The 25386-nt window shown below is 55.9% G+C and carries 39 protein-coding genes and 1 pseudogene; 34 read left to right on the top strand and 6 right to left on the bottom strand.

What is annotated here, in order from left to right; translation table 11 throughout:
• Positions 1-2 precede the first annotated feature (2 nt).
• The 5 genes from CU081_RS12780 to CU081_RS12765 form a co-directional block, all read right to left on the bottom strand.
• Positions 3-1376, bottom strand: a complete 1374-nt coding sequence (locus CU081_RS12780) for a replicative DNA helicase (protein WP_058691364.1) — start codon at positions 1374-1376, stop codon at positions 3-5.
• A complete protein-coding gene (locus tag CU081_RS12775) occupies positions 1373-2458 on the bottom strand; it encodes a replication protein (RefSeq protein WP_100185477.1) in 1086 nt (361 codons plus the stop codon). Before CU081_RS12775 ends, CU081_RS12780 begins: the two co-directional genes overlap by 4 nt.
• Positions 2451-2597 carry a hypothetical protein gene (locus CU081_RS26280; RefSeq protein ID WP_015571544.1) on the bottom strand — a complete coding sequence of 49 codons (147 nt, stop codon included), beginning with the start codon at positions 2595-2597 and terminating at the stop codon, positions 2451-2453. The genes CU081_RS12775 and CU081_RS26280 overlap by 8 nt, the downstream gene beginning before the upstream one ends.
• 89 nt (positions 2598-2686) lie before the next feature.
• Entirely contained in the window at positions 2687-3229 is a 543-nt protein-coding gene (locus CU081_RS12770; protein ID WP_100185476.1) for a toxin YdaT domain-containing protein, read from the bottom strand.
• Between the two features lie 29 nt (positions 3230-3258).
• On the bottom strand, positions 3259-3480 hold the full coding sequence (locus CU081_RS12765) for a helix-turn-helix domain-containing protein (RefSeq protein ID WP_045343394.1): 222 nt from the start codon (positions 3478-3480) through the stop codon (positions 3259-3261).
• Positions 3481-3578: 98 nt separating this feature from the next.
• Between CU081_RS12765 and CU081_RS12760 the strand changes: the two genes are divergently transcribed.
• From CU081_RS12760 to CU081_RS12665, 21 genes are all read left to right on the top strand, one after another.
• A complete protein-coding gene (locus CU081_RS12760) occupies positions 3579-4211 on the top strand; it encodes a LexA family protein (RefSeq protein WP_045907318.1) in 633 nt (210 codons plus the stop codon).
• Positions 4212-4750: 539 nt separating this feature from the next.
• Positions 4751-5143 (top strand): hypothetical protein, encoded by a 393-nt coding sequence (locus tag CU081_RS12755; protein ID WP_205735608.1) that lies wholly within the window; start codon positions 4751-4753, stop codon positions 5141-5143.
• Positions 5144-5306: 163 nt separating this feature from the next.
• Positions 5307-5516 (top strand): hypothetical protein, encoded by a 210-nt coding sequence (locus tag CU081_RS12750; protein WP_047717799.1) that lies wholly within the window; start codon positions 5307-5309, stop codon positions 5514-5516.
• Position 5517: 1 nt separating this feature from the next.
• On the top strand, positions 5518-5676 hold the full coding sequence (locus CU081_RS26275; protein WP_193971651.1) for a hypothetical protein: 159 nt from the start codon (positions 5518-5520) through the stop codon (positions 5674-5676).
• Positions 5673-5846, top strand: coding sequence for a host cell division inhibitory peptide Kil (locus CU081_RS12745; RefSeq protein ID WP_047344318.1), 174 nt, complete (start codon positions 5673-5675; stop codon positions 5844-5846). Before CU081_RS26275 ends, CU081_RS12745 begins: the two co-directional genes overlap by 4 nt.
• Complete coding sequence (locus CU081_RS26130) at positions 5833-6279, top strand: hypothetical protein (protein WP_157787721.1); 447 nt, start codon at positions 5833-5835, stop codon at positions 6277-6279. Before CU081_RS12745 ends, CU081_RS26130 begins: the two co-directional genes overlap by 14 nt.
• A gap of 70 nt (positions 6280-6349) precedes the next feature.
• Entirely contained in the window at positions 6350-7429 is a 1080-nt protein-coding gene (locus CU081_RS12735; RefSeq protein WP_100185474.1) for a hypothetical protein, read from the top strand.
• A 7-nt stretch (positions 7430-7436) separates the two neighbouring features.
• Entirely contained in the window at positions 7437-7721 is a 285-nt protein-coding gene (gene gamL, locus CU081_RS12730) for a host nuclease inhibitor GamL (RefSeq protein WP_100185473.1), read from the top strand.
• 18 nt (positions 7722-7739) lie between these two features.
• Complete coding sequence (bet, locus tag CU081_RS12725) at positions 7740-8585, top strand: phage recombination protein Bet (protein WP_100185472.1); 846 nt, start codon at positions 7740-7742, stop codon at positions 8583-8585.
• A 199-nt stretch (positions 8586-8784) separates the two neighbouring features.
• Entirely contained in the window at positions 8785-9465 is a 681-nt protein-coding gene (locus CU081_RS12715; RefSeq protein WP_026080606.1) for a lambda exonuclease family protein, read from the top strand.
• Entirely contained in the window at positions 9462-9890 is a 429-nt protein-coding gene (locus CU081_RS12710; RefSeq protein ID WP_100185470.1) for a regulator, read from the top strand. The genes CU081_RS12715 and CU081_RS12710 overlap by 4 nt, the downstream gene beginning before the upstream one ends.
• Positions 9887-10054: a hypothetical protein gene (locus CU081_RS26270; RefSeq protein ID WP_190324492.1), complete on the top strand. Its 168-nt coding sequence runs from the start codon at positions 9887-9889 to the stop codon at positions 10052-10054. The genes CU081_RS12710 and CU081_RS26270 overlap by 4 nt, the downstream gene beginning before the upstream one ends.
• Complete coding sequence (locus tag CU081_RS12705) at positions 10051-10620, top strand: phage N-6-adenine-methyltransferase (RefSeq protein ID WP_100185469.1); 570 nt, start codon at positions 10051-10053, stop codon at positions 10618-10620. The genes CU081_RS26270 and CU081_RS12705 overlap by 4 nt, the downstream gene beginning before the upstream one ends.
• Positions 10617-10838, top strand: coding sequence for a hypothetical protein (locus CU081_RS12700; protein WP_048244438.1), 222 nt, complete (start codon positions 10617-10619; stop codon positions 10836-10838). The genes CU081_RS12705 and CU081_RS12700 overlap by 4 nt, the downstream gene beginning before the upstream one ends.
• Positions 10835-11065, top strand: coding sequence for a hypothetical protein (locus CU081_RS12695; RefSeq protein ID WP_048244440.1), 231 nt, complete (start codon positions 10835-10837; stop codon positions 11063-11065). Before CU081_RS12700 ends, CU081_RS12695 begins: the two co-directional genes overlap by 4 nt.
• A gap of 91 nt (positions 11066-11156) precedes the next feature.
• On the top strand, positions 11157-11378 hold the full coding sequence (locus CU081_RS12690) for a TraR/DksA family transcriptional regulator (protein ID WP_100185468.1): 222 nt from the start codon (positions 11157-11159) through the stop codon (positions 11376-11378).
• Positions 11375-11995: a hypothetical protein gene (locus CU081_RS12685; protein WP_063963182.1), complete on the top strand. Its 621-nt coding sequence runs from the start codon at positions 11375-11377 to the stop codon at positions 11993-11995. Before CU081_RS12690 ends, CU081_RS12685 begins: the two co-directional genes overlap by 4 nt.
• Positions 11973-12212, top strand: coding sequence for a DUF4222 domain-containing protein (locus CU081_RS12680; protein ID WP_063137247.1), 240 nt, complete (start codon positions 11973-11975; stop codon positions 12210-12212). Before CU081_RS12685 ends, CU081_RS12680 begins: the two co-directional genes overlap by 23 nt.
• 8 nt (positions 12213-12220) lie before the next feature.
• A complete protein-coding gene (locus CU081_RS12675; RefSeq protein ID WP_100185467.1) occupies positions 12221-12451 on the top strand; it encodes a hypothetical protein in 231 nt (76 codons plus the stop codon).
• A gap of 106 nt (positions 12452-12557) precedes the next feature.
• Positions 12558-12803 (top strand): excisionase family protein, encoded by a 246-nt coding sequence (locus CU081_RS12670; RefSeq protein WP_014070846.1) that lies wholly within the window; start codon positions 12558-12560, stop codon positions 12801-12803.
• A gap of 45 nt (positions 12804-12848) precedes the next feature.
• Entirely contained in the window at positions 12849-14144 is a 1296-nt protein-coding gene (locus CU081_RS12665) for a tyrosine-type recombinase/integrase (protein WP_100185466.1), read from the top strand.
• 26 nt (positions 14145-14170) lie between these two features.
• Here the strand turns inward: CU081_RS12665 and fliE are convergent, their stop codons facing one another.
• On the bottom strand, positions 14171-14485 hold the full coding sequence (fliE, locus tag CU081_RS12660; protein ID WP_003859612.1) for a flagellar hook-basal body complex protein FliE: 315 nt from the start codon (positions 14483-14485) through the stop codon (positions 14171-14173).
• A 228-nt stretch (positions 14486-14713) separates the two neighbouring features.
• Here fliE and fliF point away from each other — a divergent pair, with 228 nt between their 5' ends.
• From fliF to fliR, 13 genes and pseudogenes are all read left to right on the top strand, one after another.
• Positions 14714-16396 carry a flagellar basal-body MS-ring/collar protein FliF gene (gene fliF / locus CU081_RS12655; RefSeq protein ID WP_022651464.1) on the top strand — a complete coding sequence of 561 codons (1683 nt, stop codon included), beginning with the start codon at positions 14714-14716 and terminating at the stop codon, positions 16394-16396.
• A complete protein-coding gene (fliG, locus tag CU081_RS12650) occupies positions 16389-17387 on the top strand; it encodes a flagellar motor switch protein FliG (RefSeq protein WP_003859608.1) in 999 nt (332 codons plus the stop codon). Before fliF ends, fliG begins: the two co-directional genes overlap by 8 nt.
• The gene (gene fliH, locus CU081_RS12645) at positions 17380-18087 is read left to right on the top strand and encodes a flagellar assembly protein FliH (protein WP_058647503.1); all 708 of its coding nucleotides are present in this window, start codon (positions 17380-17382) and stop codon (positions 18085-18087) included. The genes fliG and fliH overlap by 8 nt, the downstream gene beginning before the upstream one ends.
• Complete coding sequence (gene fliI / locus CU081_RS12640; protein WP_003859604.1) at positions 18087-19457, top strand: flagellar protein export ATPase FliI; 1371 nt, start codon at positions 18087-18089, stop codon at positions 19455-19457. The genes fliH and fliI overlap by 1 nt, the downstream gene beginning before the upstream one ends.
• 21 nt (positions 19458-19478) lie before the next feature.
• Positions 19479-19922 carry a flagellar export protein FliJ gene (gene fliJ / locus CU081_RS12635; RefSeq protein WP_006811155.1) on the top strand — a complete coding sequence of 148 codons (444 nt, stop codon included), beginning with the start codon at positions 19479-19481 and terminating at the stop codon, positions 19920-19922.
• The gene (fliK, locus tag CU081_RS12630; protein ID WP_003859600.1) at positions 19919-21133 is read left to right on the top strand and encodes a flagellar hook length control protein FliK; all 1215 of its coding nucleotides are present in this window, start codon (positions 19919-19921) and stop codon (positions 21131-21133) included. Before fliJ ends, fliK begins: the two co-directional genes overlap by 4 nt.
• Before the next feature lie 106 nt (positions 21134-21239).
• Positions 21240-21710: a flagellar basal body-associated protein FliL gene (gene fliL / locus CU081_RS12625; protein WP_100185465.1), complete on the top strand. Its 471-nt coding sequence runs from the start codon at positions 21240-21242 to the stop codon at positions 21708-21710.
• A gap of 4 nt (positions 21711-21714) precedes the next feature.
• A complete protein-coding gene (gene fliM, locus CU081_RS12620; RefSeq protein WP_003859594.1) occupies positions 21715-22719 on the top strand; it encodes a flagellar motor switch protein FliM in 1005 nt (334 codons plus the stop codon).
• Positions 22716-23129 carry a flagellar motor switch protein FliN gene (fliN, locus tag CU081_RS12615; protein ID WP_003859592.1) on the top strand — a complete coding sequence of 138 codons (414 nt, stop codon included), beginning with the start codon at positions 22716-22718 and terminating at the stop codon, positions 23127-23129. The genes fliM and fliN overlap by 4 nt, the downstream gene beginning before the upstream one ends.
• Positions 23130-23131: 2 nt before the next feature.
• Positions 23132-23506, top strand: coding sequence for a flagellar biosynthetic protein FliO (fliO, locus tag CU081_RS12610; RefSeq protein WP_003859591.1), 375 nt, complete (start codon positions 23132-23134; stop codon positions 23504-23506).
• Positions 23506-24243 (top strand): flagellar type III secretion system pore protein FliP, encoded by a 738-nt coding sequence (gene fliP / locus CU081_RS12605; protein WP_003859589.1) that lies wholly within the window; start codon positions 23506-23508, stop codon positions 24241-24243. The genes fliO and fliP overlap by 1 nt, the downstream gene beginning before the upstream one ends.
• Before the next feature lie 10 nt (positions 24244-24253).
• Positions 24254-24523 (top strand): flagellar biosynthesis protein FliQ, encoded by a 270-nt coding sequence (fliQ, locus tag CU081_RS12600; RefSeq protein WP_003859587.1) that lies wholly within the window; start codon positions 24254-24256, stop codon positions 24521-24523.
• Positions 24524-24529: 6 nt separating this feature from the next.
• Positions 24530-25322: pseudogene (fliR, locus tag CU081_RS12595) on the top strand (flagellar biosynthetic protein FliR); the annotation flags it as partial.
• Between the last annotated feature and the right edge of the window lie 64 nt (positions 25323-25386).

Here is a 25386-nt window from a genome sequence, read left to right as displayed (position 1 = left end):
TCTTAGCACTCATAGTCAGCCTCCTGTTGCATCTGGCCGCTGTAGGTGAAATCTACCGGGTCCAGGCCGGAGTAGCGGCTGCTGAAGTGGTAGGTCTTTTCTGCCCCTGGCGCATGGCGGGACTTCACACAGATGATTTCGGTGATGCCTTTCAGTTCGGTGTTTTCGTTGTACTTCTCATCTCGGTACACCATGAAGATCACATCTGCTTCCTGCTCAATGACGCCAGACTCTCGCAGGTCTGCGGCAACGGGACGCTTATTAGCGCGCTGCTCAAGGTTTCGGTTCAGCTGGGCCAGAGCGATGACCGGGCAACGCAATTCTTTCGCCAGGTTCTTCAGGCCAGTGGCGATCTCCCCTACGCTGCGGTTCATGTTCTCCGGGTCTGACATCCGCATCTTCTGGAGATAATCGACGATTACCACGCCCAGTCCGCCCAACTTCTTACTCATACGCCGCGCTTCCGCACGCACCTGGTGAACGCTTAGGGATGGCTTGTCATTGATGTAGATCGGAGAGTCGATGAACTCCTTCATGCAGTGACTAACCTTCCCCCATGCCTCGTCCATTTTCCCGCTAACCTTGCTCAGCAGATCTTCTTTGCTTACCCGCGCCCGGTGGAAAGCGACTCGCTCAGAGATTTGTTCCACTGGCATCTCGAGACTGAAGAACAGCACCGGCTTTTTGTTTTTCAGGCCTACGGTTTCTGTCACTGTGGTGCTAAACATGGTTTTCCCCATGCCAGGGCGCCCGCCAACAACGATAAAATCCGTATTGTTGAATCCTCCGAAAGCGCTATCGATGGTCGACATGCCGAGCTCTGTTTTGTATTTCCAGATGTCGCCATTGATGATCGCCTGGATGGTTTCCAGCGACATATCGATGCCAGTGGTGATGTGTTCTGTTCCGTAGTCAGCGCTGTGCTCAATTCCAGAGATGTCGGCCTGAATGTTGCCGATGATGTCTGCGATACCCTCGGTAGTTGGTTCGGACAGCTTCTGGATCCCAACCTGTAACGCCAGTGTCATACGGCGACCAAGGTACATTTCACGAAGCTTTTCGCAGTAGGCCGCCAGGTTTGCGAAAGACGGAGTATTTTTGCTGCATTCAGCCAGGTAAGCGAAACCACCCGCACTCTCAAGCACCCCGAGCTGCTCAAGATCGCTGGTCAGCGTAAGTAGGTCTATCTTCGAACCGGATTCGTTGAGTCGCTTATAGGACTTCAGAGCCACTTTATGGGGCGTTGCTGTGAAGTGGTCCTCTGTCAGACCCTCAATCGCATCGGTAGCCATGTCCACGCCATCTGCTCGCCCTGCTGCAAGCATGATCCCGCCGATGACGGCCTGCTCAACGTACAAATCGATAAAACGGCTCATGCTTTTACTCCCTTGCGCTCACGGTGCTCGTTGATGGCCTGCTCGTAGACAGATCCCCAGTTCTTCGGATTCAGTATCCAGTCGAGAGTCAGCCATGGCTGATCGCCTCTGGTGCCGAACAGGGAAGACTTGCTAATCAGCTCGAAGGCCATTCCCATGTGCTTCAGTTCTCGCCAGTTGCCCTGGGTGGTTTTGCCGTTCCACACAGCCTCCAGGTCTCGATAGGCCGGACGGCGGCGGTTCCACTCATGCAGCGAAACGGCCTTCGAAGGGAATTTTTCATTCCAGAGTTTGATGATCTCTTCGTGCGGACAGGCTGCCGGATTGCTTCCCTGGCCATCCGCCCATATCAGGGCGTCTGACAGGTATCCATCAAAGCGGGTCATACGGCACAGGTTCTCTGGCTTGAAGCTGTGACCCCAGTTCACATGGGCCCAGCGGATAACCAGCTTCAGCTCTTCGGCGGTGTAGCACTGGTCTTTGCTCTTCACCGTGGAGAGAGCTTTCTCAAAAGGTGCCAGCGCAGCACAACGACTACCCGTTAGCTCGTTGAAGTAATCCATCACTTCCTGAGCGAGTGAGTTTTCCCCCTGGGGGGATTTAGGGGGATCTTTTCTTTCTTTCTTTTGAATAGTTTCTTTTGTGTTTAGCTGAGTTGGCTTATGGGTATTAGCTGACTTGGCTAATGTTTCATTAGCTGTTTCGGCTAATGATTTGCCATTTTGGCTAATGCTGAAATTCCAGTCAGAAATCACCTTATTCACCCCGATCGCCATGCCGTTGGTAACGATGATGTTCATTGCAATCATCTCGTTCTTGGCCTTGCAGACATGCGTATGGTGAATGCCGGTCATTGCTGCAATCTGGGTATTGGTAATGCGGTCAAACTTTTTCCCGAACCCGTAAGTTTTGCGGATCACCGCCAGAACGACCTTCAGCTGGCGAGCCGTTAAATCAGCAGCCATAACCGCTTCCAGCAGCTCGTTAGCGATGCGGGTATACCCATCATCGATATCTGCCACCTGACGCTCCACGACCGATACAGACGGTCTGAAAGGTATTACTTTTGCGAGATTATCCACGACCGCTCTCCTTACGTTTCAGTTCTTCCAGGATGGCGCGCATCTTCTCTGCCACAATCGGATTAACCGAGCGGATGAAGCGATCGCGGGTTATGTTTTTATGTACAGCGGTATGGTAATAGCGTGGATTTTTTGCCATTATTCCTCCTGCAATGAGTGCACACGATTTGCATCTGAAGGCCAGTTCTGTTCGCGCAGACTGGCTTTCGCCATTTTTGAAACTTCCCATCACATAACCCCCAACATCGAAGTGACCATAGCCATCAGCGGCGCGGTCAGGTCCGGGTCGACACGGAACATCTCTACAATCCCCTCACTGAGTTCCTTGAGCTTCTGGTGACGCGGAGCGTTCATCGCAACGGCCACTTTCGCCTCGCTCGTTTCCTTCTCAAGTCGAGCTAAGCGGGACATGAAACTGTCCTCGGGAAGAAGTCGATGGCGATACTCCAGAGGCAGAACGGCCATGATTGCGGGTGTCAGCTGGCGCACGTTCTCGCGGTACTGTTCGGAGTCGAAACGGTTATCCAGGAAGCGGAACAGTTTCTGGCGCGCCCGGCTGATGTCTTCCGGGAAGCTTATGGCGGCCCCGCCCTGCTCCCGGTATTCGTTGATGATCAGCGCCGAAACGACGTCCTGATTGTCCAGCGCCGAAGACCATGCCCGGACCGCATCGCGGATCCTTTCGTGGTCTGGCGCCGCCTTAGGTTGAGCGCGGTTTATCACCGCTCCCGGGTGTATTCCGGTATTGTGTTGATACGCAAGTGAATGCATTGCTTTCCCTTTCGTGGTTAGGGCCGCCGTTAAGCGGCTGTTGTTTTATTCGGCTCATCGCCAAAAAGAAGCCATTCAGGTTCACATTTGAGAGCCCGAGCCAGCTCAACCAAATAACGTGGACGCTTAGTAGTCCCGGCCTCGATGGCCTGAAGTGATTGCTGTTTCATACCAGCCAGTCTTGCCAGCTGGTCTTGAGACAGATTCATCTCTTCACGTTTTTGCTTGAGGCGTTGAGAAATTGTTTCCATATCACCTCCACAGTTTTATCTGTATTCTGTGACAGTTATTTCTGTTTGTCAATTACAGTTTTAACTGTGACTATCAAGGCATACAGAGAGAGGGATTTATGAGCCTTGCGGATCGCGTTAAACAAAAAAGAATTGAGCTGGGGTTAACCCAGACAGAAGCTGCTGAGAAGGCCGGTATCCGGCAGCAGTCTTGGCAGAGCATTGAAGATGGGAAAACTCTCAAGCCACGTAATATAATTGGAATAGCCAAGGCGCTTAAATGCGATGCTGATTGGCTAATGAACGGCGGCGCGTTTATGCCGATGGCAGAGGTCAACAGCAGGAGAGTTCCGTTGATAAGCTATGTACAGGCAGGAGCACTGGCTGAGAAAAACCCTATCGAGGCTTTCGATGGCAGCCTTGAATACATACTCACTGATCTGGATGTGTCCCAGCACACCTTTGCATTGCGCATTGAAGGCGACTCAATGGAGCCAGATTTCAAGGCAGGAGACGTTATTATCGTCGACCCTGAGGTTGAGCCAACGCCTGGGGAATTTGTTGTCGCGAAGAACGGCGGAACACAGGCGACCTTCAAGAAATACCGTCCGACATGGGTAGACCCTCTCGGCTGCCAGCACTTTGAACTGGTCCCACTCAATGATGATTACCCTGTCATTAACAGCGATCACCAGCCTTTAACCATCATCGGTGTAATGATTGAGCACCGCATTTACCGCCGCAAACGCTAAATCCCCCTCACAAACATCAGAACAAACCGGCTAATGCCGGTTTTTTTCGTCCTTACAAAATAAATTACCCACAAATACAGAAACATATGTTTCGCACGCCATAAAATACAGTTTTGTCTGTTGACGATAATACAGTTTTATCTGTATCTTTAATCCATCGAAACGAAACATCGACAGCTGAGCGAAGTTAGCCAGCGGCGGACAGTAAGTCGCCTGCTTTTTAACAACATGCAAAGTCGGAACAGCACTCAGTAATCCTGTTTAGACCCCAACGTACAAATTCGGCGTAGCACCGGGCGCGATCCGGTCGGTGTGAGGCTACCCCCTCGCGAGAGCGATAAAGGCGTGGGAAAGGGCAACACTGGCGGGATGAGAGGTGCGAAGCGCAAACAGATTTATTCCAGTCCATTCGAAGTTGAGTGGGCTGGGCTGAATTAAGCATTTCTCCCGCATCAGCGGGTAACTACAGAGCCAACCTCAAGCACCGGGCGCCGATGCTTGGTGATGGTAATACTGCCATCTCAACCGCACAGGAGACGATGATCCTGTTCTGGTTGGATTGGAAAAGTCTTCTTGGCCCGCCAGCGCGCGGGCATTTTTTTGGAGGTTGCATGTTTGCTACTGACATCTCACTGAAATACGGCACTCATCAGCCAGAGACGATTCTGGAAACAATGCCGATTGAAGAAGCCTCCGAAATCATCAAGGAGAAGCTTCGTGATGAAGTGCGCCAGGAACTCGAGTGCGAGTATGGCGATCGCCTTTATGAGGCTGAAGAAGAGGCATCAAACTGGGAAAGCAGAGCTGACGACTACGAAAGTGATGCAACTTGCCTGGCTAAAGCCATAAGAGAGGCTTTTGAATCTGCGAGCTTTGAAGATGCGAAGCTGATTCTCGAGCGAGCCATGCGTGACCACAAAGACTATTTCTGAAGACCCGCCACGGCGGGTTTTTTATCGGCCATACATAGGCAGATTTTCGAGTCTGCCCATTTATGACAACCGGCGGCCATCCGCCGCCCATTGAAACACTGAATAAATGCGTTGAAGTCTTGTATTAACCGTTCCGTTCGCCGCGATAAGGCCAAGAGGATTTATGAGTGATTTGGAGTTTGGCTTAAAGATATACGCCTTATGGTTTGTCGGGACATTTCTGCTCGGCATAGCAATCAACTCGCTGACGAAAAAAGAGCATCGCCAGCCACTTTCAAAACTAGCCATTGACCATGTACGCATGTCTTCCGCAATAACCATTGTGGGCCTGATTGTGTGCGGTATGGGCTGGTTCTTATTCAAGGTGGTGTGAGATGACAGTCACCCACAACGGCAAGCAGTACACCGCCAAAAAGCTTAACGATAACGAGTGGCAGCTGACGTCGCTATCGGCACCGCGGGAAAAACTGGTGCTGAACCGCTGGCAGATGCATATCGCTGGCCTCCTGGAACAGGTTGAGGTGAAGGCATGACTATCAATCACCCACTTCTTCGCTTAGCTCAGCAGAAAGCCCGTGATGCACGCCAGAATGGTGATGGCGCCAAATGGATGGAAGCCAACGAAGAGATGAAGAGAGCCGCTGGCATGCCGTGGTATCGAGGGAATTCGAATAAGCGTGGAGGTGAGCATGCAATGGGTTAAATACTCTGAGCGCAAGCCAGATTCCGCCGGTGTTTATATGTGGCGGATGGGCAGCCGAAAAGTTAAAGGGCTTGTCGTTATTGCCCGAGCTAAGTTTCGCCTTCGTGGCGCTGGTTTCGAAGATGTTCTTTCACCTGAATTTGATCGATGGGATGGATATTCGGTCATTGTGCCAGGCGAACTTCAATGGGCTGAAGATGATGGCTCATTGCCGGATACTTCTTTCGAAAATCTCCCTGACGCAACAGAGTGTCCATTTTGCAAACGACAGCCAGTAATTAAAGCGTTCGAATGGGATCGCGGATGCAGGATTGCTCCTGAGCCATACATCCTCAATCAGTTCCAACTGAAATGTTGCGGATGGATCGCTCCGGTTACCTTCGACTCACCAATTTCAGCCATAGAGTGCTGGAACTCAAAACTTTCTAAGTAACCACCCCATTCAACCGATCTGCCTGGCTCAATGCGGGCGGGATCTGCACATCCAAATTTCAGGAGAAACCATGAGCGAAGTAACGGACTTAGTCGTCATTGAGAAACAGAACGCAATGGCGGTATTCACCACCAAAGAGCAGCTCGACCCGATTATTGAGGCGATCGAGAAAGAAGCTCGCAGCCTGGTACCGGATGTGTCGACCCGTAAAGGCCGCGATGCTATCGCATCCATGGCGCATAAGGTTGCCCGCTCCAAAACCTATATCGACAACGCCGGCAAGGATCTGGTTGCCGAGCTTAAAGCCCTGCCGAAGCAGATCGACGAAAGCCGCCGCATTGTGCGTGAGCGTCTGGACGCGCTGAAGGATGAAGTGCGCAAACCTCTCACTGACTGGGAAAACGCCGAGTCGGCAAGAAAGGACGCATTGCAGCAGAGACTTAATGATTTGCGATCCTTGGCTGATGTGATTGATGGCTTGGGTAACTACCTGCCGTCAGTTGACATTCAGCAGCGCATTGAGTCAGCAAAAGCCGTTGCACTTGATGAAAGCTGGCAGGAAGTAGCGGCTGAAGCTGGAGTGGCTAAAGACGCCACCATCCAGCAGCTTGAAGCTGCACTGATCGTCGCAAAGCAGCGTGAGCATGAAGCTGCAGAGCTTGAGCGACTTCGTAAAGAAGCGGAAGAAAAAGCTCGCCTGGAACGTGAGGAAAATATTCGCCGGGAAGCGGCAGAACAGGCTCGTCGTGATGCAGAGCAAAATGCGAAGGCTGAACTCGAAGCCGCAGCACGCCGCGAAGCTGAGGAGAAAGCGCGTGCTGAAGCTGCGGAGCGCCAGCGCATCGAAGCGGAACAGCGTGCGGCACGCGAGAAGCAGGAAGCAGAAGCTAGGGCAGAACGCGAAAAAGCTGCGGCAGTGGAAGCCGAGCGCCTTAAGGCAAAACAGGCCGAAGATGCTCGCCTAGCCGAAGAGAAGCGCATCGCCGAAGAACAGGCAAAGCGCGAAGCTGACGTAAAGCACCGCAAGACGGTCGGCACCAACATCGTTAACGCGCTAACCAGCCACACAAGCTTAACCAGCGAACAGGCTATTGAAGTACTTACCGCACTGAAAGATGACTTGATCCCCTGCGCAAAAATTCATTACTGAGGCAACCATGAACGCATTCCTCACTTACGACCGTATCGAAGACCGGCGCTGGGTTGAGCAGCAACTCACCGACGAGAAAGAGAAGTGGATCGACGACAGGGCGCAGCAAATCATCGACATGATGCCAAAAGAGCCGTCCGGCCTCTTCCACTTCACGATCCCGATTGACTCTAGCCCATACGAAGGACTTCGCAGCGATAAAGCTGGCGAGGCCTACAACGATTTCATTTCGGCAGTTGCTTACGCCCAGGCGGAATACGACTGGGAACACCGTACCGGCTGCCCGTTTTAATTTTTGAGGGGATTAACGATGGCAAACGAATTAACAATCACAGCGACGACGCTTCAGGAGATAGGTGTCGACGTCTCCACCTGGAGCGCGCTGAAGAATAGCATCTACCCTGGCGCCAAAGACGAATCGGTAATGATGGCGCTTGACTACTGCCGCGCCCGCCAGCTGGATCCGTTGCTCAAACCTGTCCACCTCGTTCCGATGTACGTCAAAGACTCGAAAACAGGTAAAGGTGATTGGCGCGACGTGGTCATGCCGGGCATCGGGCTTTACCGCATTCAGGCAGACCGATCCGGAGATTATGCCGGGGCCCGTGAGCCTGAGTTCGGTCCCGACGTAACTCTGACGCTTACTGGTGTCGAGGTGACTTTCCCTCAGTGGTGCAAATACACCGTCTACAAGCGCATGCCCAGTGGAGAGATCGTCGAGTTCAGCGCCAAAGAATACTGGATTGAAAACTACGCCACCGGCGGCCGCGACACCACGGCGCCGAACGCGATGTGGAAAAAGCGCCCATACGGCCAGTTGGCGAAATGCGCAGAAGCCCAGGCGTTGCGTAAGGCATGGCCTGAGATTGGACAGCAGCCTACCGCCGAAGAAATGGAAGGCAAATCACTGGACGTTGATATCCGTGACGTCACGCCGCGCAGCACCACAGAAGCGCTTCCACCAGCCGCAAGCGAAGAAACCATCCAGTCCATTACCAATCTTTTGAAAGAGCTTGGTAAGGACATGGAGCAAGACTTTCTTCCTCTTTGCAGCGACATCTTCAAGCGGCAAATCCTTGAGGCGTCAGAACTCACTGAAGAAGAGGCGCAGAAAGGGTATGGCTTCCTTCAGAAAAGAGCTAAGGCGGCAGCATGACACCATCCCTGCTTTCACTGTTGCGAAGCGGAAAACACAGCATTCGCGACATGGCAAAGATTTTAGGCATTTCAATGTCTCGCGTTTCATGGTTCATCGCCGAGCTTGAGCGGCGTAAATGGATAGAAGTCACCAGGTGCGCGATATGGTTTCACGATGGCACCCGTTCAAATAAGCAGAACGTATACAGGGTAAAACTATGACACCAGAAATTATCCTGGCCCGGACCGGTATTGACGTTACCACTATCCAACAGGGTGATGAGGCGTGGCACCGGCTGCGCCTCGGCGTTATCACCGCCTCTGAAGTGCACAACGTCATATCCAAGCCACGATCGGGGAAGAAGTGGACAGATATGAAAATGTCCTACTTCCACACGCTGCTTGCCGAGGTATGCACAGGAGTCGCGCCAGAGGTTAACGCCAAGGCGCTGGCCTGGGGCAAGCAGTATGAAGAAGACGCCCGCACCCTCTTCGAGTTCACCACCGACGTGAAAGTCACGGAGTCTCCGATCCTGTTCCGTGACGAGAGCATGCGCACCGCGTGCTCCCCTGACGGCCTGTGCAGTAACGGGTTCGGCCTTGAGCTTAAATGCCCTTTCACCTCCCGCGACTTCATGAAATTCCGCCTTGGCGGTTTCGAAGCAATCAAGTCTGCGTACATGGCCCAGGTGCAGTACAGCATGTGGGTGACCGGGAAAGATGCCTGGTTTTTTGCCAACTACGACCCGCGCATGAAACGCGAAGGTATTCACCACGTCGTCGTTGAGCGGGATCCGCAGTACATGACCGATTTCAACGAAATGGTGCCAGAGTTCATTGAGAAGATGGACGAGGCGCTGGCGGAAATTGGCTTCACGTTCGGGGAGCAGTGGAAATGAAACGCACACCCTTTTACCGCAGGCCCGGGCGAACCGGGCAATTCTCCGGCCTCCGTGAGCGCGTTATCTGGATGATTCAGACGCGCGGCCGCCCGGTCACCGGTAGCGAAATAGCCGAGAAGTTTGGCGTAACGCTCATCGAGTTTAACCGGGTTGCCAACGGCATTACCCGCGGCTCCGGACAGATTGCGCAGATCGTTGAGACTGAGAAATTGCTCAACGAAGACGGCATCTGCGACCGGACATTCGACCTCGTCACGAAGCCGAAGGTTGTAACGCCGCAAGGAAAATCACGGCTGTTCACCCGGCGCGCCATAGAGCAGTCGCAGGAAGGTAGACGGCAGGAGTGCATAGCGCGTGCCGCCCGCCGTAGCCGCCTGATTGCTCAGGGCCTCTACATCGACGAAATGGAGTCAGTGCTATGAAAGCATGGTCACTCGAAGAGCTTGCGCTGCTGTGGCGGCACTCAAACGCTGAAGTCGCGGAGATTACCGGCCGCAGCATTGAAGATGTAGGAGATAAGCGGCTGCAAACCAATAATGAGCGTAATGGCTGGGATGTAAACGATCCGGAGCGGGAGGAATCATGACCGATTACACCGGAAGTAATACCCCAGCGGATCAGCGCGACCTCTGGCGCACTCCACCAGCCCTTTTCGCTTCTCTTGATGCTGAATTTTGCTTTCAACTTGATGCCGCAGCAGCGCCGCATAACGCGCTATGCCGTAAGTTCATCACCGCCGAGCAGAACACGCTGCAAACGCCCTGGGCTGATTACCTGAATGTTCCTGGCTACGTCTGGCTGAACCCGCCATACAGCGACATCACTCCGTTCGTGAAAAAGGCCGCTACCGAAAGCGCAAATCAGATCGGCACGGTCATGCTGGTTCCGGCAGACACTTCGGTTGGCTGGTTCAAAGAAGCGATCCAGACCGCAAGCGAGGTTCGCTTCATCACCGCCGGGCGGCTGGCATTTATCAACCCGGTCTCCGGCAAGCCAGTATCGGGCAATAGCAAAGGATCCATCCTGATTATTTGGCGGCCATACCCCCGCACGCATTGTGAGTTCACTACGGTTGAGCGAGATGTGTTGATGGAGTTTGGTACAAAGCTACTAGCAGGGCGGCTTAATCGCCGCTTCGGAGTTGAATCGTGAAAAGATTTCTTTTTACCACTGAGGTCAAGCTAGCAGAAGGTTCGCAGACCTTCAGAGTGGATGATGAAAGCCTGGAAGAAGCCATCGAGATTCTTGAAAGTGGCGGAGGGGATATTTACGAACACGAAGTTGAGGTTGTCGATATAGGCGAATTTAAGTTCGATCGCGAAACTGACCTTGCTGACTTCGGTGACTTTCCTGAAGGCGGTGCAGCATGACCAAATACGCGAAACTGGATAGCGAAGTATTAAGCGCTATCGGCGCTCAGCCAACCTCTTTTTCGAAGCTATTTAGCCCTTCCGTCAGGCAGGAGTGCCTCGTCATTGCTGAAGCAGAAGGAAAGCACCCGATGGACGTCTTCCGCATCCTTGATCGCCGGCTCCAGTCGCTCAGGAAGCTTGGCGTTATTCAGCACGTCAAAGGTAAAGGGTGGATACAGCCATGAAATCGCAAATCACCATGTCGCTAAAGCGGCCTTTTTTATTGCTGGCGTTCACATTCAACCGAATTAACCGACAGTTCCGGGAGCATTGACCATGGCTGACATCATCAATACCGCAGCAGAGATTGAAGAGCTTCAGCGTAACGCTGCCCTTTCCGCTCACCGTCTGAACCGCAACGCCGTATCAGCTGAGCGTTGTGAAGAATGCGACGAACCAATTCCCGAACCACGGCGCGCTGCCGTGCCCGGCTGCCAGACGTGCGCGGATTGCCAATCCGTCATTGAGTTGAAGAATAAGCAGAGGGGGATCCAGTGAAAGAGCGCGGAATGATTTTTAACGGAGAGATGGTGCGCGCCATCCTCGACGGCCGGAAAACGCAAACGCGGCGAATTATGAAGGTCCAGCCAGACACTCCAGAGTTTGGCCTGCGACGCATTATTGAGTCGTCCATAGCCAATGAGATCGGAATGTATTTTTGGTCTCAAGAAGACGCCCGTGGAATTAAAGCGCGCTCAAAGCAGTTTTCTTGCCCGTTCGGCGACGTTGGCGATCGCATCTGGGTGCGCGAAACGTTCTGCGCGGTTCCTGATCATGAAGAGCCTGCTGGTTGTTCGGCTCTGCTTTATGCGGCAGACGGCAACGGCCCGTATGGTAAATGGACGCCTTCGATTCACATGCCGCGCTGGGCCAGTCGTCTAACCTTGGAGATTACCGGAATGCGAGTGGAGCGCTTAGCCAGCGTCAGCGATGAAGACGCGGGGAAAGAAGGTTATCCCGCAAATCCTGCGCCTTACGGCGGGACCATGGATAAATGGCTGTGGTTCCGCGGGTTATGGGACAGCATCTATCCGGATCAAAGCTTCAAGCACAACCCTTGGGTCTGGGTAATCGAATTTAAGGTGGTACCCAATGTTCAGGATAATCCAGTCTAATACCTGGTACGCCGATCACCACGGCGCGCCCTGCAAAATCCTCCGCGCTACCCACGAAGTAATCCACTACACCCGCAACGGTCGCACCTGCATCGCCAGCATGGGCCGCTTTCAACATGAATTCGAGCCGCTGACCAAAGCACAGGCCGAGCGGATTGCCGAGGAAATCGAAACAGCAGAACACCTGAAGAAGTTGCGCGCCCAGCGCGCGGCGTAAGGAGGACTATGAGCACCATTCAGGAAATCAGAAACCAACTCTCAAATCTGGTAACCGAGGCGCACAAGGTTGCGTGCTCCCTCGAAATTGGTGATGAGAGAACGGAAGCTTTTGAGCTTTACGAAGCACTTCGACGACTTCAGCGGCAGGGAGCCGCCGGAGAGATTCTCTCAGCAACTAACCCACTTCTCGCCTCGCCATATTACGACGAGAACTGGGACGAAGATGAAGACGACTGACGCAACTGATAGCCAGTTATGAGCTGGCTATTGGGTGCGAAAGCACTGCTCCGTTATCCCTTTTTGCCCGGCCACGCGCCGGGCTTCTTTTTGCCTGGAGACACCCATGAGCGAAATGACCTTAATCGTGCCCAACGACTGGGTAACCGAAGAAAAGCTCGTCGAGATTACCGGCCTTCGCCCGGGCACTATCGAGCGAGCCCGCAAAAAATGCTGGATGGTAGGACGGGAATACCTTCACGTCTCACCGGACGGCGTGCCGAAGAAAAACAGCGAATGCATGTACAACCGAAAGGCTGTCGACCAGTGGGTTGAGAGCATGTCAAAGAAACAGCCGGGTGCGCGCCAATGAAGATCCGTTTATGCTTAGCAGGCTCTTGGACGTCAGGAGGGAATAATGGCTAAGTCAGCATACCCAACAGGCGTGGAAAACCATGGCGGTACGCTCCGCATATGGTTCATCTATAAAGGCAGCCGGGTTCGTGAAAGCCTCGGAGTGCCGGATACACCAAAAAACAGAAAGGTCGCTGGCGAGCTGCGCGCGTCAGTGTGCTTCGCGATAAAGACCGGCAATTTCAATTATGCGGCCCAGTTCCCGGATTCACCGAACCTGAGAAGGTTTGGGGTGGAGAGCAAGGAGATCACCGTGCTCGAACTGGCTAATAAATGGCTGGAGCTGAAGCGTATGGAGATCAGCACCAACGCGATGTCACGCTATGCATCTATAGCGCGCAACATGGTGCCCAGGATTGGTGGGGACAGGCTGGTATCTGCGGTAACGCAGGAAGATCTGCTGTTTATCAGGAAGGAATTGCTGACCGGTTATCACACGCTGAAAGTCGGGCAGAAAACGCCGGTTAAGGGCCGCTCAGTCAGAACGGTCAACAACTACATGAAGACCATGGGCGGGATGTTTAAGTTTGCCGCTGATAGCGGTTATGTACGGATGAATCCGTTCACCGGGATCGCCATGCTTAAGCGGTCACGATGCGAGCCTGACCCGCTGACGCGCGATGAGTTTGTCAGGTTGATTAACGCCTGCGCCCACCAGCAACTGAAAAACATGTGGTCTCTTGCCGTCTACACCGGCGTGCGCCACGGAGAACTTGTGTCGCTGGCCTGGGAAGATATCGACCTGAAAGCGGGTACGATGATGATCCGCCGGAACCACACGTTAACGAAGGAGTTCACCCTTCCGAAAACAGAGGCCGGGACGGACCGTATCATCAACCTCATTCAGCCAGCGATCGACGTGCTGAAGAGCCAGGCCGAGTTAACACGCCTGGGTAAGCAGTATCAGGTTGAGGTGAAACTGCGCGAGTATGGCCGTACCGATGTGCATCCATGCACGTTCGTGTTCAACCCGCAGATCGCATCACGTAATGGCCGTGCCGGGCATCATTACGCAGTGGGGTCGATTAACCAGTCGTGGGAAGCGGCAATGCGACGCGCCGGGATTCGCTATCGCAGAGCATACCAGTCCCGACACACGTATGCATGCTGGTCGTTGGCTGCCGGTGCTAACCCGAACTTCATCGCGAAGCAAATGGGCCACACCGACGCGCAAATGGTTTACCGGGTGTACGGATCCTGGATGGCTGAAAATAACCAGGATCAGGTACTCATCCTCAACCAGAAATTGAGTGAGTTTGCCCCATCCATGCCCCACGCAGTGGGATCGGGTGGTTATTAATTATAAATATCATTAGGTTAGATAACCTAAACCTGCATGCCCATCACTTCCTGGTATGCCGACACCAGCTTGTTACGCACCTGCAACCCCATCTGCAATGACACCGACGCTTTTTGCAGATCGGCCATCACATCGTTGAGCGCCACGCCGGGTTCGCCAAGGGTAAATCTCTCAGCCTGGGTACGGGCTGCGTTTTGCTTGTCGCTGATCCGGTCCAGCGCCGCATGCAGTTGACCGGCGAAACTGACGCCCGGCGGCTGGTCAGCCACGCTCTGATTACGGGCGGTCATCGCCGTTGCCTGTAACTGACTGAGTACCCCTTCAATGCCCTGTATAGCCATGACTCTCCCCTGGATGATTTTTTACGAGGTCAAGACTAACAGCTTGTCAATAAGATAATGGCGGTAAATAGCGTTAAAAAACCAGGTTATTTGACGCATAGAAAATCCCGAATCATCAAATAATGGCAGGGCCATCAGTATGGAACTTTTGTCGTGTTTGCCGACCCGGGAGTCAGTTTTGTTTCTCTACACGAATAACGTAAACCACCAGGATTTAAGAGGTGCGCAATGAGTGCGACAGCAGCATCGACAGCGCCACAGAATAAATCACTCGAGTGGATGAACCGCCTTCGCGCCAACCCTAAGATCCCGTTGATTGTGGCAGGCGCTGCCGCCATTGCGATCGTTGTCGCGATGGTCTTATGGGCAAAAAGCCCCGATTACCGCACGCTCTACAGCAACCTTTCCGACCAGGATGGCGGTGCCATCGTCACCCAGTTGACCCAGATGAACATCCCGTATCGCTTTGCCGACAACGGTGGTGCGCTTGAAGTACCGGCAGATAAAGTGCACGAGCTTCGCCTGCGTCTCGCCCAGCAGGGGCTGCCAAAAGGCGGCGCGGTTGGGTTTGAGCTGCTGGATCAGGAAAAATTCGGCATCAGTCAGTTCAGCGAGCAGGTTAACTACCAGCGCGCGCTGGAAGGTGAGCTGGCCCGTACGATTGAAACCTTAGGCCCGGTGAAAAGTGCCCGTGTGCACCTGGCGATGCCTAAGCCGTCCCTGTTTGTCCGCGAACAAAAGTCCCCTTCTGCCTCTGTGACCGTTAACCTCGAACCTGGCCGTGCGCTGGATGAAGGGCAGATCAGCGCCGTCACGCACCTGGTCTCCAGCGCGGTGGCCGGTCTGCCGCCGGGTAACGTCACGCTGGTGGATCAGAGTGGTCATCTGCTGACGCAGTCCAACACCGCCGGGCGCGATCTCAACGACGCCCAGCTGAAATACGCCGCCGACGTGGAAGGCCGTCTTCAGCGTCGCATTGAAGCGATTCTGGGCCCGGTGGTCGGCAGCAGCAATGTGCACGCGCAGGTCACCGCGCAGATTGATTTCTCGAATAAAGAACAGACCGAAGAGCAGTACGCTCCGAACGGGGATGCCTCCCGCGCCGTGTTACGCTCGCGTCAGATCAATGAGACGGAACAGGTCGGCGGCCAGTATCCTGGCGGTGTGCCGGGCGCGCTCTCTAACCAGCCTGCGCCTGCCAACGCCGCGCCAATCTCCACCCCGCCGGCAAACCCGCAGAACGGTCAGCAAACGAATCAGCAGACGACCTCGACCGCGAACAGTGCCGGCCCGCGTAACAGCAGCCGTAACGAAACGACCAACTACGAAGTCGACCGGACCATCCGCCATACCAAACTGAACACGGGCGATATTCAGCGTCTCTCTGTTGCCGTGGTGGTGAACTACAAAACGCTGCCGGACGGTAAACCGCTGCCGCTCACGGCGGAGCAGATGAAGCAGATCGAAGATTTGACCCGCGAAGCGATGGGCTTCTCTGAAAAACGTGGCGATACCCTCAACGTTGTGAACTCACCGTTCAACCCGGTGGATGAGACCGGTGGCGAACTGCCGTTCTGGCAACAGCAGGCGTTCTTCGATCAGCTGATGTCCGCAGGCCGCTGGCTGCTGGTGCTGATTGTCGCGTGGCTGCTGTGGCGTAAGGGCGTTCGTCCTCAGCTACAGCGTCGTGCTGAAGCCGAGAAAGCCGCGCTGGAACAGAAGAACGCGCGTCCGGACGAGGAAGAAGCGGTTGAAGTTCGTCTCAGCAAAGATGAACAGATGCAGCAGCGTCGTGCTAACCAGCGCATGGGCGCAGAGGTGATGAGCCAGCGCATTCGCGAAATGTCAGATAACGATCCGCGCGTCGTCGCGCTGGTCATCCGCGGTTGGATGGGTAACGAACATGAGTAATACGCTTACAGGCACCGATAAGAGCGTCATCCTGCTGATGACCATTGGCGAAGATCGCGCGGCGGAGGTGTTTAAACACCTCTCCCAGCGAGAAGTGCAGATCCTCAGCGCGGCGATGGCCAACGTGCGCCAGATCTCTAACAAGCAGCTGACCGAGGTGCTGGCGGAGTTTGAGCAGGAAGCCGAGCAGTTTGCCGCCCTCAACGTCAACGCCAACGAATACCTGCGCTCCGTGCTGGTTAAGGCGCTGGGCGAAGAGCGCGCCGCCAGCCTGCTGGAAGATATTCTCGAAACGCGCGACACCGCCAGTGGGATCGAAACGCTCAACTTTATGGAGCCGCAAAGCGCTGCCGATCTTATTCGCGACGAGCACCCGCAGATTATCGCCACCATTCTGGTCCACCTCAAACGGGGCCAGGCGGCCGATATTCTTGCGCTGTTCGACGAGCGCCTGCGCCACGACGTGATGCTGCGTATCGCCACCTTCGGCGGCGTCCAGCCAGCCGCGCTGGCGGAGCTGACCGAAGTGCTGAACAACCTGCTCGACGGCCAGAACCTCAAGCGCAGCAAAATGGGCGGCGTGAGAACGGCAGCGGAAATCATCAACCTGATGAAAACGCAGCAGGAAGAGGCGGTTATTACGGCGGTACGCGAGTTCGACGGCGAGCTGGCGCAGAAAATTATCGACGAGATGTTCCTGTTCGAAAACCTGGTCGAAGTGGACGACCGCAGCATCCAGCGCCTGCTCCAGGAGGTGGACTCCGAATCGCTGCTTATCGCCCTCAAAGGCGCCGAGCAGCCGCTGCGCGAGAAGTTCCTGCGCAACATGTCCCAGCGTGCGGCCGATATCCTGCGCGACGACCTGGCCAACCGTGGCCCGGTGCGTCTGTCTCAGGTGGAAAACGAACAGAAAGCGATCCTGCTTATTGTTCGTCGACTGGCCGAAACCGGCGAGATGGTGATTGGCAGCGGAGACGACACCTATGTCTGATGAACTGTCGTGGAAGCGCTGGACGCCTGACGACCTCTCCCCTCCCAGCGCAGAGTTCACCCCTGCCGTTGTGTCGTCCGACGAGGGCGACGCCGGGGCGGGCGAACCCGAGCTGAGTGAAGAGGAACAGCGCGCCCAGTTGCTGGCCCAGATGCAAATGCAGGCGCACGAACAGGGCTTCAATGCAGGGATGAACGAAGGCCGTCAGACCGGGCACGCACAGGGTTATCAGGAAGGGCTGGCGAAAGGTTTAGAGCAGGGCATCGAGCAGGCGCGCCAGCAGCAGGCGCCGCTACATGCCCGCATGCAGCAACTGGTGAGCGAGTTTCAGCACACGCTGGATGCGCTCGACAGCGTGATTGCCGCGCGCCTGATGCAGATGGCGCTGGAGGCGGCCCGTCAGGTGATCGGCCAGACGCCGATAGTGGATAACGCCGCGCTGATTAAGCAGATCCAGGGGCTACTCCAGCAGGAGCCGCTGTTCAGCGGCAAACCGCAGCTGCGCGTTCATCCTGATGATTTGCAGCGCGTGGAAGAGAGCCTCGGCGCGACGCTGAGCCTGCACGGCTGGCGGCTGCGCGGCGATCCGTCACTTCATCGTGGAGGCTGTAAGGTCTCGGCGGATGAGGGCGATCTGGATGCCAGCGTCGCGACCCGCTGGCAGGAACTGTGCCGCCTGGCGGCACCGGGAGTCGTCTGATGACCGCTCGCCTTACGCGCTGGCTTAACACGCTTGATAATTTTGAAACGAAGATGGCGCAGCTGCCATCCGTTCGTCGTTATGGACGCCTGACGCGCGCCACCGGTCTGGTTCTGGAAGCCACGGGGCTGCAACTTCCGCTCGGCGCCACCTGCGTGATTGAGCGTCAGGACGGGGGCGACACGCGTGAAGTGGAAAGCGAAGTGGTCGGGTTCAACGGTCAGCGCCTGTTTCTGATGCCCCTTGAAGAAGTGGAAGGGATTTTGCCCGGCGCCCGCGTCTACGCGAAAAACATTAGCGGTGACGGCCTGCAAAGCGGCAAACAGCTGCCGCTCGGTCCGGCGCTGCTGGGCCGCGTCCTGGACGGAAGCGGAAAACCGCTCGATGGCCTGCCCTCCCCTGATACCACCGAAACCGGCGCGCTGATCACCCAACCCTTCAACCCGCTGCAACGCACGCCAATCGAGCACGTACTGGATACCGGCGTGCGGCCGATTAACGCCCTGCTCACGGTGGGACGCGGCCAGCGTATGGGGCTGTTTGCCGGCTCCGGCGTGGGTAAATCGGTCCTGCTCGGCATGATGGCGCGTTATACCCAGGCGGACGTGATCGTCGTGGGGCTGATTGGTGAGCGTGGTCGCGAAGTCAAAGATTTCATCGAAAACATTCTGGGTACGGAGGGCCGCGCCCGCTCGGTGGTGATCGCCGCGCCTGCGGACGTGTCGCCGCTGCTGCGTATGCAGGGTGCCGCCTACGCCACGCGTATTGCGGAAGATTTCCGCGACCGGGGCCAGCACGTGCTGCTGATTATGGACTCCCTGACCCGCTACGCGATGGCGCAGCGTGAGATTGCGCTGGCCATCGGCGAGCCGCCCGCGACCAAAGGCTACCCGCCGTCGGTCTTCGCCAAGCTCCCGGCGTTGGTTGAGCGCGCGGGGAACGGCATCAGCGGCGGCGGCTCCATCACCGCGTTCTATACGGTACTGACCGAAGGTGATGACCAGCAGGACCCGATTGCCGACTCCGCACGCGCGATCCTCGACGGCCATATCGTGCTGTCGCGCCGTCTGGCCGAAGCCGGGCACTACCCGGCGATTGATATTGAAGCGTCGATCAGCCGTGCGATGACGGCCTTGATCACCGAGCAACACTACGCCCGCGTGCGTAACTTCAAACAACTGCTCTCCAGCTTCCAGCGCAACCGCGATCTGGTAAGCGTCGGGGCGTACGCCAAAGGCAGCGACCCGATGCTCGATAAAGCGATTGCCCTCTGGCCGCAGCTGGAGGCATTTCTGCAACAGGGTATTTTTGAACGCGCCGACTGGGAAGATTCCCTCCAGGCACTGGAGCTGATTTTCCCGCAGGTGTAACACAGGTGGAGGGCGAAGGTCATGGCGCAGAACAGCGCGTTATCAACGCTGAAAGATCTGGCTGAAAAAGAAGTTGATGATGCCGCATTGCAGCTTGGTGCAATGCGACGCGGGTGCCAGCAGGCTGAAGAACAGTTGAAGATGTTAATCGACTATCAGCATGAATATCGCACCAACCTTAACACCGACATGACGCAGGGCATTGGTAGCCAGCGCTGGATTAACTATCAGCAGTTTATCCAGACGCTGGAAAAGGCGATTGAGCAGCATCGCCAGCAGCTTAACCAGTGGACGCAAAAAGTCGATACCGCGCTGAATTTCTGGCGCGAGAAAAAACAGCGGTTGCAGGCCTGGCAAACCCTACAGGACCGGCAGATTGCAGCCTCGACCCTGGCGGAAAACCGTCTGGATCAGAAAAAAATGGATGAGTTTGCCCAGCGCGCATCAATGAGGAAACCTGAATGATCACACTGCAACAACTGCTGATGACCGACAGCGACCCGTCCGGCGGCACGCTTGCCGGGAAAGGCGCTGAGGGCGCGCAAGATTTTCTCTCTCTGCTGGCGGGCGCGCTGACCGAGACCACTGGCAAAGGCAAAGATGCCCCGCTGACACTGGCGGATCTGAAAGCGGCGGGCAGCAAGCTCTCGACAGCGGCAAAGGAAAAAAACGGTGATACCACGCTCCAGGCCAAAATCGCCGAACTGCTCTCCCGTCAGGAGACTCTAACTGATGAAGATACCGCCGTCTCCCTGCAAAGCCTCGTCTCCGGCCTGAAACCCGCCGCGAATACGGATGCGCTGAAGGCGCTGACCCAGCCGGAGGCGAAAACAAACAGCGAGACCACGACTGAAGAAGAGGAGCTGGCCGGGTTAAGCGCGCTGATGGCGATGTTACCGCACCAGCAGACCACCACCCCGGTAGCGACGCAGCCTGCGAGCACCGGGGAGATCGCCCCCCGTGCCGCCCTCCCCTCTGCGCTAGCCCAGACGGATAACGGCCAGCATCAGCCGCTTAGCCATGCGTTAACGGGTCAGGAAAAAATGCCGGTTCAGGACAGCGACACCTCGCTGCCCGCCACGGCAGCCGTTACGCCAGCCGTCGCCGCCGTCGCGGAGAAGCAGGACGTAGCGAGCGCGGCGTCGCCTGCCGCCAGCCCAACCGCGACGCTGGCCCCGATCGTCAGTCATCTGGCGCCTTCACAGCCTGCCGCTACCGTTGCGACAGCGCCGGTGTTAAGCCAGCCGCTGGGCACGCACGAATGGCAGCAGAATCTGAGCCAGCACATCACCCTGTTCACCAGACAGGGACAGCAGACCGCAGAGCTGCGTCTGCACCCGGAAGATCTGGGGCAGGTGCAAATTTCGCTTAAGCTGGATGACAACCAGGCACAGTTGCAGATGGTTTCGCCCCACAGCCACGTTCGCGCGGCGCTGGAAGCGGCCCTGCCGATCCTGCGCACGCAGCTTGCGGAAAACGGCATTCAGCTTTCCCAAAGCAGCGTCAGCAGCGAGGGCTTTGCCGGGCAGCAGCAGTCCTCATCCGGGCAGCAACAGCACGCTTCGCGTTCCGGCCAGCATGGCGGGTTTAACGATGAGAGTGAAGAGTTATTGCCTGCCCCTGCCGCCCTGCAATCCGCCGCGCGCGGCAGCCGTGCCGTAGACATCTTTGCCTAAACGCCAGAGGTAACGTGATTATCCCCGTCTTTTCCACGCTTTGACCTAAGCCGGACACGGGATAATCACCGTATTAAGCTGTACCGAAACAGGAAGCTCGTATCAGATGACAGACTCCGCTATCACCAAAAAAAGCAAGCGTTCCATCTGGATCCCGCTGCTGGTGTTGATTACCCTCGCGGCCTGCGCCACCGCAGGCTACAGTTACTGGCGTATGCATCAGGAACCCTCCAGCGCGGCCGCCAAAGCTGAAGCGCCGCCTCCACCGGCGCCGGTCTTCTACCCGCTGGATACGTTCACCGTGAACCTGGGCGATGCGGATCGCGTGCTTTACGTGGGTATTACGCTGCGTCTGAAAGATGAAGCGACCCGTGCACGTCTGAACGACTACCTGCCAGAAGTGCGTAGCCGTCTGCTGCTGCTGTTTTCTCGTCAGGATGCCTCCGCGCTCGCCACCGATGTGGGCAAGCAAAAGCTGGTCGATGCCATCAAACAGACGCTGGCGACCCCGCTGGTAAACGGCCAACCTAAGCAGGAAGTCACTGACGTTCTGTATACAGCCTTCATTCTGCGGTAACGACATGGGCGACAGTATTCTTTCTCAGGCAGAAATCGATGCGCTGCTCAACGGCGACAGCGATAAGAGTGACGAACCGAAACCGGGTCTGACCGGCGACGATAATATTCGTCCCTACGATCCCAATACCCAGCGTCGCGTGGTGCGCGAGCGTTTACAGGCGCTGGAGATCATCAACGAACGTTTCGCACGTCAGTTCCGTATGGGGCTGTTTAACCTGCTGCGTCGTAGCCCGGATATCACCGTCGGTGCCATCCGCATTCAGCCGTATCATGAGTTTGCCCGCAACCTGCCGGTGCCAACCAACCTTAACCTGATCCATCTGAAACCGCTGCGCGGTACCGGCCTGGTGGTGTTTTCGCCAAGCCTGGTGTTCATCGCAGTGGACAACCTGTTCGGTGGCGATGGTCGTTTCCCGACCAAAGTGGAAGGCCGCGAGTTTACCCATACCGAACAGCGCGTGATTAACCGCATGCTGAAGCTGGCGCTGGAATCCTACAGCGACGCGTGGAAAGCGATTAACCCGCTGGAAGTGGAGTACGTGCGTTCCGAGATGCAGGTGAAATTTACCAACATCACCACCTCACCGAATGACATCGTCGTGAATACCCCGTTCCACGTCGAGATCGGCAACCTGACGGGCGAGTTCAACATCTGCCTGCCGTTCAGCATGATTGAACCGCTGCGCGAACTGCTGGTGAACCCGCCGCTGGAGAACTCACGTCACGAAGATCAGAACTGGCGTGAGAACCTGGTGCGTCAGGTGCAGCACTCGCAGCTGGAGCTGGTAGCCAACTTTGCCGACATCTCCATGCGGTTATCGCAGATCCTGAAATTACAACCCGGCGACGTTTTGCCGATAGATAAACCCGACCGCATTATTGCCCATGTGGATGGCGTACCCGTGCTGACAAGCCAGTACGGCACGATTAACGGCCAGTATGCGTTACGCGTTGAGCACTTGATCAACCCGATTTTGAATTCGCTGAATGAGGAACAGCCCAAATGAGTGACATGAACAATCCGTCCGATGAAAACAGCGGAGCACTGGACGATCTGTGGGCTGACGCGTTAAACGAGCAGAAAACAACGCCGACGAAAAGCGCGGCAGACGCGGTCTTTCAGCAGTTAGGCGGCGGCGACGTCAGCGGCACGTTGCAGGACATCGACCTGATTATGGACATTCCGGTCAAGCTCACCGTTGAGCTGGGTCGCACCCGCATGACCATTAAAGAGCTGCTGCGCCTGACGCAGGGTTCCGTGGTGGCGCTTGACGGTTTAGCGGGTGAGCCGCTGGATATTCTGATCAACGGCTACCTGATTGCACAAGGCGAAGTGGTGGTGGTGGCCGATAAATACGGCGTACGTATCACCGACATCATTACCCCTTCCGAACGTATGCGTCGTCTGAGCCGTTAAGTATGAAAACCCAGGCAACACTGTCCGCACCCTCCGCCGTACCCGGCTCACCTCTGCTCCAGGTGAGCGGCGCGCTGTTCGGTATTATTGCCTTTATCCTTATCGCCGCCTGGCTGGCAAAGCGTTTCGGTCTGGCGGGGAAAACGGCCGGTACCCGCGGGTTGAAGGTCAGCGCCAGCACCCCGCTAGGACCGCGCGAACGCGTGGTCATTGTGGAGGTGGAAGATGCGCGACTGGTGCTGGGCGTGACCGCCTCCAGCATTAACGTTCTTCACACGCTGCCCCCTGCGCCTGCCACGGTGGAGGCTAACGCCCAGGCCCCTGCGGATTTCCAGTCCGTTATGAAGAGTTTGCTCAAGCGTCCCGGGAGATCCTGATGCGCCGTTTGTTATTCCTTACGCTGGCAGGCCTGGGCCTGTTCGCGCCCTCTGTGTATGCGCAACTGCCGGGGCTGGTTTCCACGCCGCTGGCGAACGGGGGACAAAGCTGGTCCCTGTCCGTGCAGACGCTGGTGTTCATCACCTCGCTGACCTTTATCCCGGCGATCCTGCTGATGATGACCAGCTTCACCCGCATCATCATTGTGTTTGGTCTGCTGCGAAATGCGCTCGGCACACCGTCCGCACCGCCCAATCAGGTGCTGCTGGGTTTAGCCCTGTTCCTGACCTTTTTCATTATGTCGCCGGTTATCGACAAGATTTACACCGAGGCGTACCAGCCGTTCAGCGAAGATAAAATTTCCATGCAGGTTGCCCTGGAAAAGGGGGCTCAGCCATTACGTGAATTTATGCTTCGCCAGACGCGCGAAGCGGATTTGGCCCTGTTTGCCCGTCTCGCTAACACGGGCGAGTTACAGGGACCGGAAGCGGTGCCGATGCGCATCCTGCTGCCAGCGTATGTCACCAGCGAGCTGAAAACCGCGTTCCAGATTGGCTTCACCATTTTCATTCCGTTCCTGATTATTGACCTGGTGATCGCCAGCGTCCTGATGGCGCTCGGGATGATGATGGTTCCGCCCGCGACCATTGCCCTGCCCTTTAAGATCATGCTGTTCGTGCTGGTCGACGGCTGGCAGCTGCTGGTCAGCTCGCTGGCGCAGAGTTTCTACAGTTGAGGAGCGCGCAATGACGCCTGAGTCGGTCATGATGATGGGCACGGAGGCGATGAAAGTCGCGATTGCCGTCGCCGCGCCCCTGCTGCTGGTTGCGCTAGTCACCGGTCTGATTATCAGTATTCTCCAGGCCGCCACGCAGATTAACGAAATGACCCTGTCGTTCATCCCGAAGATCATTGCCGTCTTCGTGGCGATTATCGTTGCCGGGCCATGGATGCTCAATTTGCTGCTGGACTATATGCGCAACCTGTTCACCAATCTGCCTTACATCATCGGCTGACGGACGATGCTGCATTTCACCAGCGATCAGTTTGTTCAGTGGCTCGGGATCTATTTCTGGCCGATGCTGCGCATCATGGCGCTGATCTCCACCGCCCCCATACTCAGTGAAAAGTCGGTGCCTAAACGCGTCAAAATTGGGCTGGGCATGGTTATCACGATTATCGTTGCCCCTTCCCTGCCGGCGGTGGATATTCCGATTTTTTCCCCGAACGCCGTCTGGATTGCCCTGCAACAGGTGATGATTGGCGTGGCGGTCGGGTTCACGATGCAGCTCGCCTTCGCCGCGGTACGAACGGCGGGTGAACTTATCGGTTTGCAAATGGGCCTGTCTTTCGCGACGTTCGTTGACCCGGGCAGCCACCTGAATATGCCCGTGCTGGCACGTATTATCGACCTGCTGGCGATGCTGTTGTTTCTCTCGTTCAACGGCCACCTGTGGCTCATCTCGATGCTGGTGGACACCTTCCACACGCTGCCGATTGGCGACAACCCGGTCAACAGCAACGCGTTTCTGGCGCTGGTGAGGGCTGCCGGGCTGATCTTCCTCAACGGGCTGATGCTGGCGCTGCCGATCATTACCCTGCTGCTCACCGTTAACCTCGCATTAGGTTTACTCAACCGAATGGCTCCGCAGCTGTCGGTATTCGTCATCGGCTTTCCGGTGACGTTGACGGTTGGCCTTTTATTAATGTCATTATTGATGCCACTTATCGCCCCCTTCTGCGAACATTTATTCAGTGAGATATTCAATCTGTTAGCGGATATTGTTAGCGAACTACCACGCAAATAATAACCCGCAGTGTTTGCAATGTCTTTCTGAGGATATTCCTAAAAATAATCTCGAAAAACATCTACCAGGAT

The sequence above is a fragment of the Enterobacter sp. CRENT-193 genome, from assembly GCF_002787395.1.
GTDB lineage: Bacteria > Pseudomonadota > Gammaproteobacteria > Enterobacterales > Enterobacteriaceae > Enterobacter > Enterobacter hormaechei_C.
Note: the sequence above shows the minus strand (reverse complement) of the source record. Positions and strands in the feature narration are given on the sequence as shown.